Annotated in this window: 20 protein-coding genes; 13 read left to right on the top strand and 7 right to left on the bottom strand. The window is 35.2% G+C overall.

The annotated features are described in order from the left end of the window. Window positions 1-177: 177 nt before the first annotated feature. A complete protein-coding gene (gene tsaA, locus GXZ72_04315; GenBank protein ID HHT18764.1) occupies window positions 178-573 on the top strand; it encodes a tRNA (N6-threonylcarbamoyladenosine(37)-N6)-methyltransferase TrmO in 396 nt (131 codons plus the stop codon). A 493-nt stretch (window positions 574-1,066) separates the two neighbouring features. Further along, window positions 1,067-1,642, top strand: coding sequence for a hypothetical protein (locus GXZ72_04310; protein ID HHT18763.1), 576 nt, complete (start codon window positions 1,067-1,069; stop codon window positions 1,640-1,642). 693 nt (window positions 1,643-2,335) lie between these two features. Here the strand turns inward: GXZ72_04310 and GXZ72_04305 are convergent. Then, window positions 2,336-2,893, bottom strand: coding sequence for a manganese efflux pump (locus GXZ72_04305; protein ID HHT18762.1), 558 nt, complete (start codon window positions 2,891-2,893; stop codon window positions 2,336-2,338). 178 nt (window positions 2,894-3,071) lie between these two features. On the opposite strand from GXZ72_04305, the gene GXZ72_04300 reads away from it, so the two are divergent. Then, a complete protein-coding gene (locus GXZ72_04300) occupies window positions 3,072-3,692 on the top strand; it encodes a tetratricopeptide repeat protein (protein HHT18761.1) in 621 nt (206 codons plus the stop codon). Between the two features lie 362 nt (window positions 3,693-4,054). On the opposite strand, the gene GXZ72_04295 is transcribed toward GXZ72_04300, so the two are convergent. From GXZ72_04295 to GXZ72_04285, 3 genes are all read right to left on the bottom strand, one after another. Next, window positions 4,055-4,432 carry a hypothetical protein gene (locus GXZ72_04295; GenBank protein ID HHT18760.1) on the bottom strand — a complete coding sequence of 126 codons (378 nt, stop codon included), beginning with the start codon at window positions 4,430-4,432 and terminating at the stop codon, window positions 4,055-4,057. Window positions 4,433-5,035: 603 nt separating this feature from the next. Next, window positions 5,036-7,354 carry a PAS domain S-box protein gene (locus GXZ72_04290; protein HHT18759.1) on the bottom strand — a complete coding sequence of 773 codons (2,319 nt, stop codon included), beginning with the start codon at window positions 7,352-7,354 and terminating at the stop codon, window positions 5,036-5,038. 197 nt (window positions 7,355-7,551) lie between these two features. Then, a complete protein-coding gene (locus tag GXZ72_04285) occupies window positions 7,552-8,079 on the bottom strand; it encodes a hypothetical protein (GenBank protein ID HHT18758.1) in 528 nt (175 codons plus the stop codon). 584 nt (window positions 8,080-8,663) lie between these two features. On the opposite strand from GXZ72_04285, the gene GXZ72_04280 reads away from it, so the two are divergent. The 6 genes from GXZ72_04280 to GXZ72_04255 all read left to right on the top strand — a co-directional run bounded on the left by GXZ72_04280 (window position 8,664) and on the right by GXZ72_04255 (window position 14,733). Then, window positions 8,664-8,858 carry a 4-oxalocrotonate tautomerase gene (locus GXZ72_04280; GenBank protein ID HHT18757.1) on the top strand — a complete coding sequence of 65 codons (195 nt, stop codon included), beginning with the start codon at window positions 8,664-8,666 and terminating at the stop codon, window positions 8,856-8,858. A 146-nt stretch (window positions 8,859-9,004) separates the two neighbouring features. After that, window positions 9,005-11,098: a thioredoxin domain-containing protein gene (locus GXZ72_04275; protein HHT18756.1), complete on the top strand. Its 2,094-nt coding sequence runs from the start codon at window positions 9,005-9,007 to the stop codon at window positions 11,096-11,098. Window positions 11,099-11,434: 336 nt separating this feature from the next. After that, window positions 11,435-12,331: a zinc ABC transporter solute-binding protein gene (locus tag GXZ72_04270; protein HHT18755.1), complete on the top strand. Its 897-nt coding sequence runs from the start codon at window positions 11,435-11,437 to the stop codon at window positions 12,329-12,331. A 41-nt stretch (window positions 12,332-12,372) separates the two neighbouring features. Further along, on the top strand, window positions 12,373-13,119 hold the full coding sequence (locus tag GXZ72_04265) for an ABC transporter ATP-binding protein (protein HHT18754.1): 747 nt from the start codon (window positions 12,373-12,375) through the stop codon (window positions 13,117-13,119). A gap of 31 nt (window positions 13,120-13,150) precedes the next feature. Next, window positions 13,151-13,960 (top strand): metal ABC transporter permease, encoded by an 810-nt coding sequence (locus GXZ72_04260; protein ID HHT18753.1) that lies wholly within the window; start codon window positions 13,151-13,153, stop codon window positions 13,958-13,960. 137 nt (window positions 13,961-14,097) lie between these two features. Beyond that, entirely contained in the window at window positions 14,098-14,733 is a 636-nt protein-coding gene (locus GXZ72_04255) for a hypothetical protein (protein ID HHT18752.1), read from the top strand. Window positions 14,734-15,345: 612 nt separating this feature from the next. Here the strand turns inward: GXZ72_04255 and rpiA are convergent. From rpiA to GXZ72_04240, 3 genes are all read right to left on the bottom strand, one after another. After that, window positions 15,346-16,062, bottom strand: coding sequence for a ribose-5-phosphate isomerase RpiA (gene rpiA, locus GXZ72_04250; GenBank protein HHT18751.1), 717 nt, complete (start codon window positions 16,060-16,062; stop codon window positions 15,346-15,348). 67 nt (window positions 16,063-16,129) lie between these two features. After that, window positions 16,130-16,564 carry a UPF0179 family protein gene (locus GXZ72_04245; protein ID HHT18750.1) on the bottom strand — a complete coding sequence of 145 codons (435 nt, stop codon included), beginning with the start codon at window positions 16,562-16,564 and terminating at the stop codon, window positions 16,130-16,132. A 46-nt stretch (window positions 16,565-16,610) separates the two neighbouring features. After that, window positions 16,611-17,657, bottom strand: coding sequence for an NAD(P)-dependent glycerol-1-phosphate dehydrogenase (locus GXZ72_04240; protein HHT18749.1), 1,047 nt, complete (start codon window positions 17,655-17,657; stop codon window positions 16,611-16,613). A 236-nt stretch (window positions 17,658-17,893) separates the two neighbouring features. Between GXZ72_04240 and proS the strand changes: the two genes are divergently transcribed. The 4 genes from proS (at window position 17,894) to thiD (ending at window position 21,587) form a co-directional block, all read left to right on the top strand. Further along, window positions 17,894-19,297 (top strand): proline--tRNA ligase, encoded by a 1,404-nt coding sequence (gene proS / locus GXZ72_04235; protein HHT18748.1) that lies wholly within the window; start codon window positions 17,894-17,896, stop codon window positions 19,295-19,297. A gap of 167 nt (window positions 19,298-19,464) precedes the next feature. Then, window positions 19,465-20,151, top strand: coding sequence for a hypothetical protein (locus GXZ72_04230; protein HHT18747.1), 687 nt, complete (start codon window positions 19,465-19,467; stop codon window positions 20,149-20,151). 18 nt (window positions 20,152-20,169) lie between these two features. Further along, window positions 20,170-20,841 (top strand): 2-phospho-L-lactate guanylyltransferase, encoded by a 672-nt coding sequence (cofC, locus tag GXZ72_04225; protein ID HHT18746.1) that lies wholly within the window; start codon window positions 20,170-20,172, stop codon window positions 20,839-20,841. Further along, on the top strand, window positions 20,838-21,587 hold the full coding sequence (gene thiD, locus GXZ72_04220; protein HHT18745.1) for a bifunctional hydroxymethylpyrimidine kinase/phosphomethylpyrimidine kinase: 750 nt from the start codon (window positions 20,838-20,840) through the stop codon (window positions 21,585-21,587). The genes cofC and thiD overlap by 4 nt, the downstream gene beginning before the upstream one ends. Window positions 21,588-21,784 lie beyond the last annotated feature (197 nt).

The following is a 21,784-nucleotide window of genomic DNA, read 5'->3' as shown; positions in this document are numbered from 1 at the left end:
TTTCTAAAAATTTCAGTAATTAATATCCTGTTAACTTTTACTCGTAGAGATATTAATTATAATTCTGAGAATTTTCTGATAAAAACTTCAATCTGAAACTAATAAATCTAATAGGTTAATTAGATAATATATACAACGAGTTAGTCGAAAAATTATAACAGATGAATTTGAGGGTAAATGGAGTTAAAAGCTATTGGTTTGGTTAAATCTCCTTATAAAATAAAAAAAGGATCCCCACACCAGGGAAGGTTCTCTGAAGAGCTTTCTACAATTGAAATCTTTCCAGAGTATGCTGAAGCATTGGAAGGAATTGAACACTTCCCCAACTTAATTGTAATCTATTGGATGGATCGTTCAGGGCCAGTGTCCCTTAAAGTAGTGCCCCATGGCCGAACCAAAAAAAGGGGTTTATTTTCCACCAGAGCCCCGGTAAGGCCCAATCCCCTGGGATTATGCATGGTAGAACTAGTAAAAAGGGATGGAAATATATTAATTGTAAAATGGTTAGATGCTCTAGATAACTCCCCAGTCCTGGATATAAAACCATTTGTATCTGATATTGATTGCTTGTGATGGCTTCACTATTTATTCAGGGATAGTAAAGTTACTGTTAGATTTTTTTGGTAATATTATATTAGGTGCCTTTTTTGGTGTAGTGGATAGTTTTAGTGCTTTGTTTATGCGTTGAGTGCTGGAATTGAACTTTTTTTAATTAAAATATTCAACAAACTCTATTAACAATCTAGCAGCCGATTAAGGTTATGCTTATAAAATATACTTCTTAATACCAATGTAATTTTTATTTAATAATTTATTTCTCCTGAAAAGCAAATTTATGATCAACAGTCATAAAGATTTTAAGGATATAAAATTATATTACCTAAAAAATACTGTTACATTAATAAAACAGTATTTTGAAAACTTATCTCAAATGAATTTACAAAAAAAAACAGTACTGGTAAAACAAAAACCTTATTGTCTTTTTATTACAGGGGGAAAAAATTGAATTAGCTAAGGGGTTATTTTTTTCAATAAAATTCATGATTCATAGAAAGGAGACAAGTAAATGGACTTTAAATTAGCTGTAGAATTAACCAAAGAAATAAGAAAAGTGAAAGGAGTCTTATCTATTTTTTTCCCAGGGGCTGCAGCTTCCAAAACCTTAAAGGATATTGATCTAGTTGTTTTTTACTCTAATAAAATAGATTCTGCTATGAAAAAAGTTGATGAGTTAGTAACTGGTAAATTATGTGTAAAACATATAGATCTTGATGATTTGACGAAAGACGCCGAACTCAAAAGCGCTATGAGTGGGGAAGGAGTTTTATTACACGGTAAAGCTGTTGATATGACTGCTGAAGGTTCCAGATTAAAATCACGTATAATATTATCCTATGACACCACTAAAATGAACCAAAACGACAGGAACAAACTTAACCGTGCACTTTATGGGGGCATATCTACCTACCGGAAAGATGGGAAGAGAATAGTCAAAGAATATCCTGGCTTGGTGGAACGAGTTCATGCAGAAAAGTTAGGTAAAGGGGTATTGATGGTTGATCGGTTCAATTCATCTATGATAATACAAACCTTTAAAAGTTACAGTGCGCAATGGAGAGAAATTCCAATTTGGACTTATTAAAGTACGGATATATCAAGTAATAATTCAATGAATACTTTTTTTAGCATTCCATAAACTGTGGTCAAAAAGTATGTTATTTGTGAATATCAGATTAATTTAACAACCACCGAAAACATGTAGTTTAGGGAGTTGCGCTGTCCTGGAAAGGAGTTATATTGAATTAAAGAATGATACCTATATTCCAATAAATTAGCTGAATTACTTATTTTTTTTGGACTAATATTGATTGTTTTTGAATAAGTAGAGTTTGGCAACCAACACTATTTATCCCTAGTCAAAAAAACTAATATTCTTATTTTGATTAATTCTATTTTTGTACCTTGACTTCTGAAGCACTTAGCATCCCTGCACATGAAATAAGCAGCGATTATTATGAATCCAGACTGTTAAAAAAGTACAAAGTTGCCAATAAATTGCTGATATTGCTAGTAAAAGTTTTTCTGGATCTGTTTTGATGCTATATCAAGAATTAATTATTTTTTGACTTATGGAGTGATAGTGGCTCGAAAAAAAATGAAGATAGCCAAGTTGAGAAAGTTCTACAGGATATATTGGAGAGTAATTATGAACTATCCTCATCTTAAATTGTTGAAAGACTTTAAAAAAATTCTTTCATTAGAAAAAAATTCAGATGATCTATTATTATCTATTTTAAACGATGATTAAGTGGTTAAATATAGTTTTTATTTGGATTCAAAAAAGTAAATATTCTAGAAGGATCTTAAACCCAATTCCTATCAGAATAAACCCGCCTAATAATTCAATTTTACCTTCGAAAAGGTGTCCAACATTTTTTCCAATGTAAACTCCTAAAAAGGATAATCCAAAGGTAACCAAGCCTATGATGATGACTGGTAATAATATGTTGGTGTTTAAGAAAGCGAAGGTAACTCCCACTGCAAAAGCATCAATGCTGGTGGCTACAGAAAAGATTAGAATATCTTTCATTTGGAAAATCTGGCATGATTCGTCATTTTCATCCCTGAATATACCCTCGTAAATCATTTTCCCACCAATTAATAATAGGAGAAGAAAAGCAATCCATGGTGCCCAAAATGATACAATAACTGCTAACTGATCACCTGCCAACCAACCAAAAACAGGCATTAGTGCCTGAAAACCACCAAAAAATAGTGCTATAATGAATGCATGTTTTAAATTCCATTTAAGTATCATGCCCCTTGTTATTGACACACTAAATGCATCCATTGCCAATCCTACAGCTATCAAAAATATAGAGAGAATATCCATAAGTTTATACTAGTTATGCCATTTAATATAACTATAAACAAATCTATAATCAGACGATATTAGTCATTTGGAAATTTATTTTCATAAAAATGTAGAAGGTGCTTTATTAATCACAGATGAAAATACACCAGTGATGGTTTTTTTTAAGCACTACTAAGTAGGTTTAAGGTGATCATAGTTGGATGAAAATATTTCTGATAAAAAATCTAATAACATAAGCATTTTATTAGAAAAAGGTAACAAGCTATTTAAAAATGGTGATTATCAGTCAGCTCTTTTATTTTTTGATGAAGCTCTCATTCTAGATCCTGAAAATAGTAAAATATGGGATAATCGGGGAGTTGCTCTTTCTCGTATCGGGCTTCATGATCAGGCTATGGAATCATATCATGCGGCTCTTGACATCGAACCAGATAATCCACAAGCTTGGTCTAATTTAGGAGTGTTATATGCGGCTCAAGCCCGATTTGAAGAGGCAATAAACTGTTTCGAACAATCTCTTGATCTAGTTCCTGATAATGACGAAGTCTGGAATAATCATGGCACTGCCTTGTTTAGTTTAGAAAAATATGAAGAGGCTCTAAAATCTTTTAACCATGCTCTTGATTTAAATCCGAAAAATGCCCAAGCATGGGCTGGTAAGGGATCAGCACATAATTTCCTCGGTGATTATAGTAAGGCAATTGAGTCCCTGGAAACCTTTATTAAACTAGCATCCAATGATCTTTCTCCCCAAGTTGAAGAGGCATGGGCCTTAATATTTGAATTGAAAATGAAAGCAAATGAGAGAAAAAAATAACCGAGAAATATGATTATGTCAAATGAAAATAATAATGCTTCCAGAGATGAATAGGAGTTAGTAGGGGGGAAAAATGGCTTCAATTCTCTGGAAGCATATTATATCTGGTTTCAACCAAAAAATAGAGTTAAATCAGGTTAAAACCAGGTTTTGTGTGCAGTACAGTACTAGGAAAAGTCTGGTATTTTTGTCCAATTTCCCCATCCTATGTGTACTACTCACACATTTGGTCTATATGTCTAGGTATTTATATACTTTTTGGTAGATTTATAGTGACATCTACAGAGCTAATCTTCGTGCAAGCAATGGTTCAAATTGAAAAAAAAATTATTAAGAATAATATTATGGAAAAGTAAGATTTTTTAATCGATTATTTTAGGTAATATCTTTTTTACATTATCCATGTTCTCTTCTCTAAGGGGAAGGACATGTCGCTTACCTTCAAAATCGAATTTGAAACGGTTCACAGGTGAACCAAATTCAATATTACTGATTTTTGTTAAGGGATATTTAATGACTTTGCCAGTTCTACGGGTGCCCCAGAATGATTTTCGATATTCTATCAAGCAATTTTCTGTAATCTCCAAATCGAAAAAGTCATCTTCAAAGAATAAAAGGATATTTGTCAAGTCTCGGTCACATACTAAACAATTTTCAGATTCATCAGGATTTGCAATGCCACATTCAGGGCAGATTAAATTAAAACCAGCAATTACTTGGCCATCCTCTGGAAACTCCATATTATCACAGACTTGTTCCATATGATTTGAGTGATTATCCAATTCTTAGAAAAATTATTGGGATGAATTTGATTTTATAAAATCTTTTTAATTTAATTTTCGCTACACTCCTAAAAAATATAATAAATATTTTTAGGCCATGAGCTTTGAAATTTTAAAAAAAAGGTATCCTGAAGGGAACGGCGGCGGATGTTCCCTTTCAGGACAAGGGGTTTGTTAGGGTGGTGGATAAGGTAAAAATCCAGATATAGACAAAGAGATAATATGAACTTTATGTTCATATTAAAAAGCAATTTTTTCATTGCTAAACTGGATACTTACCTTTAATCATTAAATCTATTCACAAGCAATTATATTTTTAATCCATCATTGTGAAATGTTGCACAAAAAATGTGTATATGCAGTGCAAACGGTCACCGCAAAATCTAGACAATACGTTTAAAACAATAAAACCATTTTAGACCTGTTTTATCAAGTGATTTTAAAAAAACTTCAAAAAAAAAGTTACCATACAAAATCAAATGATTCTTTAATAAATTGAAGAATTTGCTCGTTAGTTTAGTAACGAATCAACATCAACGCCAGTAAACAGTATACAGTGTATTATTTGTAACCATTAATTTTTGCAGCGGTAATATCAGTTGCTATTCCTACTCTACGGAAAATCTCCTTGTTGTGATTAATCTCTGGAAAAGCCCTTACTCGAATCCATACTTCTTGGTTATCGGGACGTAAAACTCGGCATTCAATTTCTTCTCTGTTTTGAGATGTTTTTTCATTTTTCCCGAAGATGTGAGATACAAATTTTTCTCTATCATGGGAGTGTATTGATTCAATCCAAGACCTGGGGTTTTGATATAAGTCTTCAATTGATTGGCCCCATATTTTATAATAAGATGGGCTCATGTATAGAATCTGGCCAGTTAAAGGGTCAATGAGCCAGAAAACTTCGTTAATGTTCAGGGACATTAATTGGAAAATGTCTTCTCTCATTTTTAGCTTAAATTCATTTAATTTCCTACGGGTGATGTCTCTGATAATGAAGGTGGTGAAGATATCATCATCATTTTGTAATGTGTTAAGTGACATTTCCAGTGGGAACTCACTACCATCTTTCCTCATCCCATATGTTTCAATAATATTTCCTGGTTCAAGATCATGTTGGTTATAATAATCTAATTTTGTTTGAAAATCTTCAATATAATGTTTAGGTATCAAAGTATCAAGATATTCGCCTAATATTTCGTCTTCCCGGTATTCGAAGATTCTTTCTAAGCTCCGATTGCAAAATATTATCTTCTCATCAACATCTACAATGATTATAGCATCTATTGCAGTTTCAGCCAAGTTACGGAACCTTCTTTCACTGGTTTTTAAGATTTTTTCTAACCTTTTACGTTCTGTGATATCATTGAGCACGCCACTTAAACCAATAACATTCCCTTCTTTATTTTTAATGGCATTAGCCCGCAATAACACGGGGAAAACATTTCCAGATTTATCAACCATATCTAACTCGCCATTCCAATCATTGCCCGACATTATTTTTTTCAAAATATTGTTTCCTCGTTCTTTATCTGCAAAAAGATTCACTATTTTCAATGGTTTATTGAGTTCATCAACAGTGTATCCGAACAATTCAGTGAATGATTTGTTCTGGTAAAAATGAGAACCATCAGGCATAGCTATACCAATGGCATCTCCGGTACCTTCAATACCGGCCAGTATACGTAAGAGTTCATCTTCATTTTGTTTTCGTTTGGAAATGTCCCTGGTTATGGACATCACCATTTTTTTCCCTTGCAGATTGAAAAGATGATTACTAATTTCAGTTACCAAGGTTCTTCCATTCTTAGTGATGAGGATGGATTCAAAGGTTGCCCTACCTTCTGTGGTCAGTTTTTTCATTATTTCAGGGATCTTATTCCGTGTATTATCGTTTATAAAGTCTTTAGGACTCATTTGGAGGAGTTCCTCTTTGGTGTAGCCAAGTCTGCGGCACACAACATCGTTGACTTCGGTAAAGTTACCTGGCATCCCATTTTCATCCACAAGGTGTAAGGATATTCCATCATTGGCCTTGTTAAATACCTCTCGGAATTTTTTTTCACTCTTTTTAAGGGCAGTTTCTGCCATCTTAAGTGGAGTTATATCCCGAGCAATTAACTGTACTGAACCCATTTCCCCATTTTTACCAGGCATGGGTTGGATATTGGTGCTGAAATAATATTTACTCCCGTTAAGGGTGATTTCTTTCTCAATGATTTGACCCTTCCCGGTTTTAATAACAGTCCTGATAGTTTTCATCTGGGAGTCAGCCTTTTCCTGGGGGAAAATATCCCACATGGTTTTACTAAGGAAGTCTTCCTTTTCGCATCCAAAAAAACGAGCTGCACTATGGTTAGCCATGAGAAACTGGCCATCATAATTTATGATAGCGATGGGGTCATCTGCATTTTCTATTAGCAAACGATATTTATCTTCGCTTTCAGAAAGCGCATTTTTCATTTTCATCTTATAAAAGGCCATTTCAACTGTTAAAAGGAGTTCTCTAGAATTAAAGGGTCTGGGAAGGCATAATGTGTTTATTCCCCTATTTGAATCAATAACAGCATCACAAGAATTAGAAGTTACACAAACAACAGACATTGGATTTTTCTTATTAATTTTTTCTAAGACATTCTCCATATATGGCTTGTTTATTAATACTTCATCTATTAAAGCCAGATTAGCAGAATCACAATCCATACTGTCATAATCGACATAATTAAGGTTTTCAAATTCGGTATCAGTATCTGTGGAATTATTTTTTCTAGAAAAAGGTAATGGTAATGTGTGGTAATAGTTTGATGAGAGAATATTATTGATTTTTTCAGTTTCCGAATCATCATCCATTGCTATAATTATCTTCGATTCTGACATAAATACTACCAATTTCAATTGATCATAAAGTAGGTTATTTCTTACTAATAAGACGCAAATAGAAAGATATATAAGGTATAGGATTGTGTTGTGTTAATTAATTCATTAATAATAATAATTTTTAAAATTGACGGAAAACTTCGTAATATTGACGTTTAACGAAATAAAAGTGAAAGGTATTTTGTGTTCATCACTAGTCACACTTTTTTTTGATACTGCACATAGCTTTGGGGATAATTAGCCATGAGATAATCCCTTAATCCCCTTTTTTCAAGATCTTTAATGACTTTTTCTTGTATTTTCAGTTCATTTCGCGCTTCGTCCAGTTGGTTTTTAGTGACAAAAAGGCGGTGTTCTATTTGGTGTTGTTTTCTTTGCAACTGTTGAAAATTGTTGAGTCTTTCATCTATTTGTTTCATTTCAAAATCCTGAACTATCTTTTTAAGGCTTTTTTTATCTTCAATTACATCAAGGAGGATTTCCTGGTTGTTGGTTAATTTTTCTTTTAAAAAGTCAATCTCCGAATCTTTATCAGCTAGTTCTTGTTCCAAAAATTTTACACGGGCTTTCAAGTCCTTAACAGAATTATTATCAGTTGAAATACCAAAATCCGAGGTATTGGGAGATTCGTCCCCAGTATCATCTTCACTTTCTTTGGTTTTATGTGAAATTTGGTTATTCTGCTTCTGTGAAATTTCTTTGTTAAATAGTGGTTTATTTTTCATGCTCCCAGTCGCCTGTTAATTTTTGTTTGACTAATGATACAGTATAGTGGTAGATTTTTTACCATAAAAACCAACTTACCATTGATGGATATCATTGTGATCCTTTGTTGGATTATTATATTTGCTTATCATAACATCCATGGTAATTTTGTTGTGTCTACTTATTTAACTTCAACATATTAGGCAAAATCTGATAGTTGTTTTATCAATAACACATATCTTTTTGTTATATCACTAGTACAAAGCTAGATTTATTTTCGAAAATAATCATTTGAAATTAGCACAATTATTCATATCTAAAATGGGTTCATAGAAATATTTTTTAAAAATCATAGAAAACAGTTAATATTTCCTGTTAGATGTATACTAAAAGGTGTAGATCAGTGCATTTCGATAGATTTTCCATTGCTAATATTAAATTCATGATTAATCACAATAATTTGATATTAATTCTTGATTTATATTGAAAAAAAATTTCTCCAAAAATCTTTTAAAAAAAAGTATGTCCAAAAAAAAATAATCTTATTTTAAAATATTTTATCAAATACCTTGACCTAATAATATATTATTGGAGGTGAAAAAAGATGCCAGTTATAACAATTGATGGTCCGAAAATGAGTAAGGAGCAGAAAAGAGAACTTGTAAACTCATTTGCCAAAACAGCCAGTAAAATAATTGGATTACCAGTTTCGGCAATGGTGATTTTAATCAATGAAGTTGAATCTGAGAACGTGGGAGTGGGAGACATCCTCCTATGTGACCGTGAACAGCCAGATTAATTAACCCATTTTTTTTGATTTTATTTTTATTAAACGAAAAACTTGTAAATTGAAGAAATAGGCCAAAAGTTCCATTTCATGTATTAAATGGATAATAAAATGCTAACTTGCTGAATAAATTAGTCTATGTAATCCAATGTGATATAATGTCCAACAAAACATCCTCCCCTACCCTGAACCAGAACCACCTCAAAGATGAAAAAAGTCCTTATTTACTCCAACATGCAGATAACCCTGTTGACTGGTATCCTTGGGGTGATGAAGCATTTCAAAAAGCCAAAAAAGAAGATAAACCTATATTCCTATCTATAGGTTACTCCACATGTCACTGGTGCCATGTCATGGCACGTGAATCTTTTCAAGACCCAGAAATAGGCAAAATCATGAATAAAGTATTCGTATCAGTAAAAGTTGACCGGGAGGAACGCCCTGACATTGACAGTGTCTACATGGCAGCATGCCAAATGATAACTGGTACAGGGGGCTGGCCATTGACTATAATCATGACTCCTGATCTTAAACCATTCTTTGCTGGAACCTATTTCCCTAAAGAAAGTGGAAGCCGAGGTGCCGGACTCAAAGATCTTATATTAAATGTTAATGACTTGTGGAATAATCGTAAACAAGATCTCCAAAAATCTGCAGAAGAATTGACTTATTCACTACAACAACTATCCAAAATTAAGTCAGGACAGGAATTAGAAGAAAACATCCTTAACAAGGCTTATAAATCACTAAAAGAGAACTTCGATGATGAATATGGTGGTTTCGGAGATTATCAGAAGTTCCCCACACCACATCATTTATTATTTTTACTGCGATACTGGAAAATGAAGGATGATGTCAATGCACTCAGCATGGTGGAGAAAACCCTAGATGCCATGGCATATGGTGGAATCTATGATCATGTGGGATTTGGTTTTCATCGCTACAGTGTGGACCGGCAATGGATTCAACCCCATTTTGAGAAGATGTTATACGACCAAGCACTACTGGTTATTGTATACACCGAAGCATACCAAGCCACTGGAAATAAACGATACAGAGAAACTGCCCAGGAAGTTCTGGAATATCTGATGAGAGACATGCAATCATCATCAGACGGTTTTTACTCAGCAGAAGATGCTGACAGTGAAGGTGAGGAAGGAAAATTCTACCTATGGACTGCCCATGAGATTAAAAAATTACTGGGACCAGAAGATGGAGAACTATTCAGCCAAGTTTACAATGTAAATAAGGAAGGAAACTTCAAAGAAGAAGCCACTGGTTTTAAAACAGGTAAAAATGTATTATATCAGACAAATAGTTTGAAAGATCTTTCAAACCAATTGGAAAAAACATCCGAAGAACTCTGGTGGAAAATGGAGAGTGCTAGGGAAAAATTATTCGCCGCACGACAGGATCGTGTTCACCCCCATAAGGATGATAAAATACTCACTGACTGGAATGGTTTAACAATCGCTGCACTGGCCATAGCTGGAAGGGTTTTCAAGAGGAAAGATTACATTTTGGCCGCTAATAAAACCCTGAATTTCATTTTATCTCATCTGAAAATTGATGACCAACTCATGCATCGTTGGCGTGATGGAGAGGCAGCGGTTAATGGCAATCTTGATGACTATGCCTTCCTGATTTGGGGGTTGTTGGAGATGTACCAGACCACATTCCAAGCAGAGTATCTAAAAAATGCTATTGATTTTAACCAAAAACTAATGGACCATTTCTGGGATAAAAAAGAGGGAGGTTTCTATTTCACAGCCGATTTTGTCCCACAAGTTCTGGTCAGGCAAAAAGAAGCATACGACACTGCGTTACCGTCAGGAAACTCAGTTCAAATGTTAAACCTCCAAAAACTGTACACATTAACTGGTAACAATGAATATCATAAGATAGCTCTTGCCATGGAAAAATATTTCTCAGGAATAATAAACTCATCTCCACCGGCATTTACTATGTTCCTTTCTGCAGCAGCCTTCAAGATCGGACCATCATTTAACATACTCTTAACTGGTGATAAAAATGCAGAGGATACCAGTATAATGTTAAAAAAACTTCAAGAACAATACTTGCCTAACTGTGTAATTGTCTTTGATTCTGGTGATAAAAATCTAAAAAAACTAATTGAACACATGGAAGATAAAAAAATGATAAATGACGAGATTACAGCATATATTTGTGGTGATGGGACTTGTTATCCTCCAGTAAACAGTTTCAAGGAAATATTAGACATAGTTACCTGAATGAGTAGGTGAAATATTGATTTAAACCTATATCTAGCTTGGCATCGGTTTAATAATAAAAAAGGTTAATTTTTTTTTTTAAAAGGTGGATAAGGCAACCAGTCCGAAATTAAAAGATTTCAATAATTTTTTTCATAAATCAAGCCATAGCAGTGATCTTTTTTTTCTCAATAACTCCCTCCTATAAGTGACTAGAAGCGAGTTTTACCCAAGCGTGGTGTATCTCGGTATCAAACAAGTTTATTAAAAAAAACATTGTTAATTTTTATTTTAGAAAATTTATAATATTAATAAAGCCAGATTATCTCTAGGATTATAAATTTATGCGGTGCTTCAATGGAGAGAAAAGTAGTATTGATATTATTTGCATCTTTAATTTTAATTTTACTCTTATTAACTGGTTTGCTTCTTGCCAACAAAAATTTTAGGGATATGAACAGGCAATCACAATATTCCAATGATAAGATCGGGGTTGTGGTGACAGTTGGGCCTCAGGAGGAATTCGTAAAACAAGTTGGGGGAGATCGGGTGAATGTCACTGTTATGGTGCCTCAAGGTGCTGATCCCCATACATACGAGCCGCTACCAAACCAGATGAAGCAAGTTCAAGATGCAAAAATTTATTACATAGTAGGATCGGGTATTGAATTCGAACTAGCTTGGATGGATAAATTAAAAGGCATTAATCCAGAAATGAAAGTAGTGAACACTTCTCAGAGAATAGAACTACTCCCAAACACAGTGGAAGATAAAAGGACTGATCCTCATGTCTGGGTTTCACCTAAAAATGCTAAAATTATGGTAGAAAATATTTATACCAGCTTGGTAGAGGTTGATCCTGAAGGACAAGATTATTACCAAAAAAATAGGGATGAATATCTCAAACAATTGGATGAACTTGATAAAAATATCCAACAAACATTATCTGGAAAAAAACACACCAAAATCATGGTTTACCACCCGTCATGGGCCTATTTCTGCCGAGATTATAATCTCATACAAATACCAATCGAATCACAGGGAAAAGAACCCACACCCCAAACAATAGCTAGCATGGTGGATCAAGCCCGAAAAGACAACATAACAGTTATCTTTGTAACTCCTCAGTTCAGTTCCAGCAATGCCCAAGTAATTGCCCGTGAAATAGGTGGGAAAGTAATAGTTGTAGATGCTCTAAGCGATAATTACTTGGAAAACATGAAAAAAGTGGCCAGATCATTTGCCAACTCATAGATAATGGTTGATTAATACTGCAGATCGATACCGGTGATAATATGGTTAAAAACGCTGTAGAAATTAAAGATGTCTGCGTAAAATTTAATAAATATCCAATACTTCATGACATTGACCTTATAATTAAAAATAATGATTTTTTAGCCATAATAGGTCCTAATGCTGGTGGTAAAAGTACTCTGCTTAAGGTTATACTGGGACTAGTGAAAGTGGACCAAGGCACAGTGAAGGTATTTGGGGAAAGTCCTGGAAAGCCATCCAATCCCATAGGATACCTTCCACAACACGTCTCTTTTGACCCTGATTTTCCTATTAACGTTTTTGATACAGTTTTATTCGGAAGATACCATGGTTTTTTTCAAAAGTATTCTGATCTAGACCATGAAAAGGTAAAAGAGGCCCTGGCAGAGGTTGGTATGTTGGATATGAAAGATCGTCAGATGGGCCAACTATCAGGAGGGCAGATGCAACGGGTTTTCATTGCCCGTGCTATTGTGCGGGAACCAAAACTACTATTATTAGATGAGCCAATGGCCAGCATAGACCCTGAAATGCAGAATTCCTTTTACAGTCTCCTATCAAAATTACGGGAAAGGATGGCTATAGTGCTGGTTAGTCATGATGTGGGTGCAGTTTCCAGCCATGTGGAGAACATTGCCTGCCTTAACCGGAAACTTTACTATCATGGAGCTGCTGAACATGCTGCCAGATCCCTGGAAAAGATGTATAAATGTCCTATTGACCTACTTAGCCATGGAATCCCCCACCGGGTATTGAAAGACCATTAATATCTAAAGTTGGAATGGGAGATTGAGATAAATGACTGGAATTCTGGAATACTCTTTCATGCAGAATGCATTTTTAGCCGCAGTTCTGGTTAGTGTGGCCTGTGGTGTTGTGGGTACATACGTTGTTATTAAAAGAATAGTCTTCATAAGCGGAGGAATATCTCACGCTGCCTTTGGAGGTATAGGTCTGGGATATTTCCTGGGAATCAACCCCATACTGGCTGCCATTCCTTTTAGCATAATGTCTGCTCTGATCATGGGGATGACCAGTAAAAAAATCAAAATCAGTGAAGACACAGCTATAGGGATCCTCTGGAGTCTGGGAATGGCTATTGGCATCATATTCATTAATTTAACACCAGGATACGTTCCAGATCTAATGAGCTATCTATTTGGCAGCATACTAACTGTGCCAGTAAATGACATTATCATAATGCTTTTTCTGGATCTAATTATTATTGTAACAGTTTTATCCTTTTACAAAGAGTTTCAAAGCATATCCTTTGATGAAGAATTCAGCCAAGTTATTGGAATGCCCACAACATACATTTACCTTCTTCTTTTATCAATCGTAGCTCTTTCAGTGGTGGTTTTGATAAAAGTGGTGGGGGTCATACTGGTAATAGCTCTTTTAACCATTCCTGCAGCCATTGCCAAACAATATACTTATAAGATCGGGCATATGATGATATTCGCTGTGATTTTAGGAGTCATACTCACTATGGGGGGATTATACGTATCATACCTATTCAACCTTGCATCGGGGGCTACTATTGTCTTGGTATTAGGCCTTGGATTCATATTTTCCTCAGCAATACAAAAATTAAAAAATTCAATTTAAAAATAAGTGAAATTTTACAGGAATAATTCATTATTTTTTGTCAATATTGAAAGGAAACTTCCCTAAATTGAAGGGATATACTATTAATAATGTTTGGCATAGTAAAAAATATCTTAAATAGGAGATAATTTAAAACTATGAAGTCACATAATTTCAGCAAAATATTAGTTGTACTCCTAATCCTAGGATCAATTGGCACAGCAACTGCTGATGTTATTGAACCTGGTCAAAAGAATGTTCCATTTAGTTATCAGATTACCAATATTCAAGATTACCCAGATTATGTTTTTATTCTGCATGGCACACCTAATCCCTCTGCTGAGATCTTAACCTCATCAGAGTTTAGTTTTTACAAATTAAGCACGTGTTCAGTATATGCAGTACCTCGGACCGTGTTTGATTCGGCTAAAATGGATCAAATGGATGAAACAGAAATAGAAGATTTCCTTAAAAACAACACCCGTGTAGCTTCATCAAATCTAACCCTGGAAGGTATGTTTGGAACGGTAAATGTAGCTGATCCTCTGGAAAGTGCATTAATTTTGCTGGAAATTAACTCGATAAAGGATAATAATCTGGATATTAAAAAGACAAAAATCATCTATAACTACAGTAATGGTCAGAAAGTTGAAAAACCATTCCAGAGTCAAAACCAGATTCCTGAACCAACAACCCCTGGACCATCATGGGAATTTTATTTATATTTCATTGCATTGCCTATAGTGGCACTGGCAACAATATTCATTATAGTGCTGCGGAGAAAATCCCAGTAAATGTTTTTTAGTTGCAATTCTCTTAATGGGTACTATTAGCAATGATGTAAAACCTATAAAAACAGAATACTACCTTAAAAGTATTCATCTAATCTAACAATCATTCACATATATTTTACCGGTTACTTCAATAATATCGTATTTAAATTATATAATTATGTATTTGATAATATTCCCTTGGATTCTTACATTAATAATTGAATTTGCTATTTTATGGCTTTTTATAAGAAAAGAACCCTTTAAATTATTTTCAGTGTCTTTATTAATCAATTCTGTGACTCTTCCTCTGGCTACGTTAAGCTATCAATATTTGTTTTTCAACCTATTATTAACTGAAACTATTGTTTGGCTAAGTGAATCAATTTTTTTGAAAATATTACTAGAAATAGATTATAAGAAGGCTTTGATTATTTCATTGGTTGCCAACCTGGTCACCAGTGTTTTAGGATTATTTATCAAAGTACTATATTGAAAGGATATATAATAGCTATGATAAGTTATTTTAAAGAATCAAAGCCATAATTGATGGTTTTAAGTATATTTTCCGGATATAATATTGAATTTTAATCAATTTTTATATATTACCTTATTATACACTGTGTCACAATATTATTATTTTTTTACAGATTCAACTCCGTTTGCAGTGCCAATTAAAACTTGGTCTGCTATACCTGGGAATATCCCATTTTCTACCACACCGGGTATGTTGTTGAGTTCTATTTCCAGTTCTTGGGGATCCTGGATTTCTTTAAACTGAACATCCACTACAAAATTGTTGTTGTCGGTAATAACCGGCCCATCCTTCATCTCTGCCATTCTAAGTGAAGGTGTTCCTCCTAATTTTTTGACTTGTTGGGTAACTGGCCTGTATGCTGATGGTATAACTTCCAAGGGCACTGGGAAATCTCCCAGTTTCTGAACCTTTTTAGATTCATCCACAATTACTAGAAACTTTTTGGCTGCAGAATCCACAATTTTTTCCAGAGTGTGAGCTGCACCACCACCCTTGATGAGATTCAAATCAGGGTCTACTTCATCAGCACCATCCACTGCCAGATCAGGCAAGTGTTCATCTAAGGTGGTTAAGGGTATTCCACAATCTTTAGCCAAGAAAAAAGACTGATAAGAAGTTGGTATTCCCATAATCCCTATTTCTTCATTTTTTATTCGGTCTCCCAGTTTTTGGATAAAGTAATGGGCCGTAGAGCCAGTTCCCAATCCTAAAATATCACCATCATTCACCATCATGGCTGCTTTGATGGCAACTTCCTTTTTTGCATCATCTACTAACTGAAAAGCTTCCCATGTTACTTCTTTTTTAGGATGCATGAATACTCTCCATTATTTAGATTAGAAATATTATAAAGAAGGTATAATTATAAACAAATCACCAGATTCATTGTTGTTTTAATAGGACAACACTTAAGTTTAATCCTTTAGGACATTTTTCTTGGGGATTTCCCATTTTTTTTATGATCTTACATTTGTCTTCATGGTAAATGCCCTCTGGAAAGCAGAGTCCCCTCATGGAACACTCTTCATCACAGTCAGGCGGTACGAAAACAATATTTGAACCTTCAAAGGCACGTTTGGAGTCTATCATAGCTTTTATTATAGCTTTTTCCACATCCACAACTTTCACTTTACCCCCATTATGAATCATGCAAGGGTGTTCGGTATTTTTAACATCTCTGATTTTGTACATTCTTCCTTCTTCTAGGGAATCAATACAGGTTACCTTAAAGCGACACTTTTCGCACTGGCTGGCAGCCCCATAATGCATGAATTTAAGTCCTTTTTTTGCTAAGTCGTTTCCAATGAGGGTTATCATTTTTTATCCACTCCACGGATTAATTTATATGATTGATTGACAGGAATTAATCAATAACTCTTGTCTTACGTGCTAATGTTTCAGCGGCTTTTTCGGTAAGTCCTCTGTCACCTAATATTGTGTACCTTTCTTTTCTAATAGTGTGTGATTTGGTGAGAGCTTCGATAATATATTGTGGATCAATACCAAGTTGAGATGCGTTTATCGGAGCTTTGATGGTTTTAAGGGTGTCACGTATGAATTCCCAGTCACCGCCATGTAGATACATCATCATAATACTCCCTATTCCACATTGTTCTCCATGCAAGGCTGGTTCAGGGGCTATAATGTCAAGTGCGTGGCTGAATTTATGTTCAGCACCACTGGCTGGTCTGCTATTACCAGCAATGCTAATGGCCATTCCACTGGATATGAGAGCCTTCACTACTATGGCTGCACTCTCAATAAGTCCTTCTTTAATGTCACCAGCAGATTTAATCATGGTTTCTGCCGTAATTAGAGATAATGCAGCTGATGAGTCACTGAAATCTTCGTTTAACAAACGGTGGGCAAGTTTCCAGTCGAGAATTGCAGTGTAGTTTGATATGATATCTCCGCATCCAGCAGCTAAGAGTCGAAAAGGGGCTTGGCTGATGATTTGTGTGTCAGCAATGATCCCTACCGGTGGTTCTACTTCCATAGAAACACTTCCTTCCTGGTTTTTTATGGAAGCTCGTGGGGATGAAATACCGTCATGCGAAGCAGCCGTGGGAATGCTTATTGAATGCACACCTAAGTTGGTGGCTGCCATTTTAGCAACATCAATCACTTTTCCACCGCCCACTCCAAGAACAGCATCAACACTACCCATAGAATCTTGAACTTGCCTAACAGCATCAGTGGATGCTTTTTCAACGATCACAGTATCTGCATCAAAATCATATGCATTAAGGCTTTCTATTACTTTTTCACCAGCAACTTTTAGGGTATGGGGGCCAGTGGCTACCAATAACTTACCAGTTAGTTTCAAATCCTTGCAGATGGATCCTGTTTCAGTTATTACTCCAGGGCCACTGTGTATTTCTCGTGGTAATTTCACCCGATTAAAATCCATGAATATCTCCTTTTTTCAATCTCCATATATTCTTTAGGGTGAAAGATAAAATAATTTTTGATTTAATTTTCAGCCATACAATTTATCAAATTTTTTCTTAAGATTTTTTTACAATCTAGAAAAGAATATATTTTAGCAAATATTAGCTATACTTATTAGTCTAAAAATAAAACTGAATAGAAATAATTCATATTTGCTATATTGTTATATTTATTCAATTTACTATTGGTGAAGAAATGTCAAATTTTAGCGAATGGTTTCACAATATCCTTGAAGAAGCAGAGATAATTGACACACGCTATCCCATAAAGGGAATGCATGTCTGGCAGCCCCAAGGTTTTAAGATACGAAAGTATGCCTTGAAATTACTCCGAGAACTCTTAGACGATGATCATGAGGAAGTTCTTTTCCCACTCCTAATCCCTGAAGATGAACTGGCTAAGGAGGCTATACATGTTAAAGGTTTTGAGGAAGAAGTTTACTGGATAACACATGGAGGTTTAACCCCTCTTAATAAAAAACTGGCATTGAGACCTACCAGCGAAACTGCAATGTATCCTATTTTTAAACTATGGGTTAGATCTCACTCAGACCTTCCCATGAAATTCTACCAAGTAGTAAACACCTTCCGTTATGAAACAAAACACACAAGACCCCTTATAAGAGTTAGGGAAATCACAACCTTCAAAGAAGCCCACACTATTCATGTAAACTCTGAAGGCGCCCAAAACCAAGTGAATGATGCTATTGAAATTTATCAAAGCTTTTTCGACCAATTAGGAATACCATACATTGTTACCCGGCGCCCGGATTGGGATAAATTCCCAGGGGCTGATTATACTATGGCCTTTGACACCATCCTTCCTGATGGTAAAACTCTCCAGATTGGCACAGTGCACAATCTGGGTCAGACATTCGCCCAAACATTTGATATAACCTATGAAACAGCAGACGGTGAACATGAACATGTTTATCAGACATGTTATGGCTTATCAGACAGGGTAATTGCATCCATCATTGGAATTCACGGTGATTCATCCGGCTTGATACTTCCCCCAAGCGTTGCCCCCTATCAAGTGGTTATTGTACCGGTACTCTTCAAAAAAGGAGCCCAAGAAGTAATTGACTTTTGCAGACAACTAGCCAACAAACTAAAAAAGCATGGTATGCGCGTACATTTTGACGACAGAGACTTGCGAGCAGGTAAAAAGTACTATGAATGGGAAATGAGGGGCGTACCACTTCGACTTGAGATAGGGCCAAGAGATATTGCAAATAATAAAATGGTGACACTACGCCGAGACACAATGGAGAAAGAATTTCTCGACTACCACGAGGAAACCATAATAAATGATATAAACCAAATATTAACTGATATTACTGGAAATCTTAAAAATAAAGCATGGCAGAAATTTAATGAAAACATACGACCTGCTAAATCATTAGAAGAAGCCAAAGAATTAATACAAAATAGGGGAATAATCTCTTTCAACTGGTGTGGTGATGAATCCTGTGGTAAGGAGATTGAAGAATTTGTCCAAGTAGATATTTTGGGTTTGCAACAAGAATCACAAGATGAAAAATGCATAAATTGTAATTCACCCTCTAAAACCATTGCTCTTCTTGCCAAAACTTATTAGAACTAAAAATTCTGGAATAATGGAAATTATCTAAATATAATAGGTTAATTAAAAAAATTAAAGTCTGAAAAAATAGATATATTCATACAATACTTTACTATACTCTGAAAAATTCGCATACTAATCATATGCATATGTATTCTATCCACATAACTAGGAGGTAGGACATGAATATAAGATTAATAGCCTTAATTGTAGTTTTGATTGGTTTCTCGTTTGGATGCGGAGTCCTCAGCTTCCTTTATGGTGGTGGAATCAACCTTGAGCAAGCTTATAACAATAATCAAATCAGCTTTGTACAAAAAACTTATGCTGGGAGCATTCCACACAACGTAATTGTGAAAAATAATGGGAGCCAACCAGTGGTGGTGGACAAGGGAACCATACTCACCAGTGATGAATCACAAGATCTGGTGATAATTGAAAATAAGAAAATAAGTCCCAATAGCAACGATTCTGTCCAAGCTTACTGCCTAGAACCAAATCAAAAAGCAATCCCTCACAAGAAATTAAAACCTTCAGGAATCGTTTCACCTGAAATCAACCATATAATAGACAATTCAGAACCTTCTAACCTCCAAAACGCCACTAAATCCCAGTTGCAGATATGGATTCTTGTCGGGAAAGGAAATGTAAACCCCTATACTGGTGAAGCTAGGGCCCTGGTTGAAAATCAGGGAATAAGATATTATCAACTTCGACAAAATTTATCGAACGCAAAAAACAGTGTCATGGAACAGTTTAACATGACTGATACAACTATTGAAAACATTTCCATCACCTCAGATTCAAACACTGCAAACCAATGGTTCAGTGATTTAAGACAGTGGTTAAGGTTCAATCTAGGAATTTAAACAAAAACAAAGATTTACATGAAAAAAACATATGCAATCATACCGGTTTCCAAGTTTTCACAAGCAAAAACACGACTATCGCCAACATTAACACCGCTGGAGAGAGAAAACCTACTTAAAGCCATGTTAAAGGATGTTATTAATAAAATTAAGGATAGTGTCCAAGGGGTGGTAGTTATAAGTTCAGATAAAGATGTCCTTAATTTTGTAAGTCAATTTGACGTGGTTTGCTTAACAGAAAAGGGCAAAACAGATCTTAACGGTGCACTGATGCAAGCAGTTAACTGGTGTTCAGAACAAGCTCATCAGGTTTTAATCATCCCCTCAGACATTCCACTTATCCGAAAAAGTCAAACTCAAGAAATTATTGGATTAGCCGAAAAATGGCCTGTTATCATAGCACCAGCCAAGGGAGGAGGCACCAATGCTCTTTTAATACCAACGCATGGGGTTCAAATGAGATTTGGTGACTGCAGTTTCTTCCAACACCTCAAACAAGCCCAAAAATCATCTTTGCCTTGTTACATATATGATTCATTCTATCTTTCTTTGGATGTGAACACTGCCGAAGATCTGGGTGAAATAATGATCCATGGTTCTGGAACAGAAACCAGAAAATTTTTAAAAAGCATAGGACTCAAAGTCAAATCCAACCATGGAATGGAACGATTACGGGTTGAAAGAACATGATGGCCCTTTCAATAGCAGGATTAGATCCATCTGGAGGGGCAGGCATCTTAGCCGACGTTAAAACATTCACAGCCCTTGGTGTTTATCCTACTACTGTTGTAACTGCGCTCACTGCCCAGAATGTTAGTCGTGTGGCAAGTGTTAAAGCAGTTGACCCTGATTTTGTGGCACAACAAATCGATCTGGTACTTGAAGAGGAAGACATTCAACATGCCAAAACAGGGATGTTATATTCACCCAAAATTGTAAAAGTAGTTGCCAGGAAGGTTAAGGAATACCAGTTAAACCTGGTGGTTGACCCGGTTATGGTGGCGGGTTCTGGTGGCAGCCTATCCCAAGCAAACATGGCGGGGTCCTTAAAAAAACATCTTTTACCCCTTGCCAGGTTAGCCACACCCAACATCGATGAAGCAGCAAAACTCAGCAAAATGGTAATTAAAGATGAAAAAGATGCATGTGAAGTAGCAGTCAAACTGGGAAAGATTTGTCCAACAGTGGTAACTGGAGGACATTTAGATGGAAGTGACATTTTCTATGAAAACTCACTGAAGAAAATTATAGGTAAAAAATTAGACAGCATCAACACTCATGGATCAGGATGCACCTATTCGGCAGCTGCAACTGCCTACATGGTAAAAGGACTAACCATCGAAGAATCAGTGCGTAAAGCATCTTATTTTACCAAAAAAGCCATAGTAAATGGTTCTCATGGTACTTTAAATCAATATTGGTCATTGAAAGACTAAATTCACATATATCCTATCTATTGTTAAAAAAACAGAAATTTTTTTGTGGCAGCAGCGTCCATATACCTATATTAAGATAAAATTATTAGGGGAAGTAAACCTATAAATTACTATGAACAATTATTGTCAGATTGAATTAATGGTTTTAATTACATATTAACATCAAAAAAAGCTAGGACAAGGTTTTAGTTGAGGTG

The organism is Methanobacterium sp. (assembly GCA_012838205.1).
In the GTDB taxonomy this organism is placed as follows: Archaea; Methanobacteriota; Methanobacteria; order Methanobacteriales; family Methanobacteriaceae; genus Methanobacterium.
Note: the sequence above shows the minus strand (reverse complement) of the source record. Positions and strands in the feature narration are given on the sequence as shown.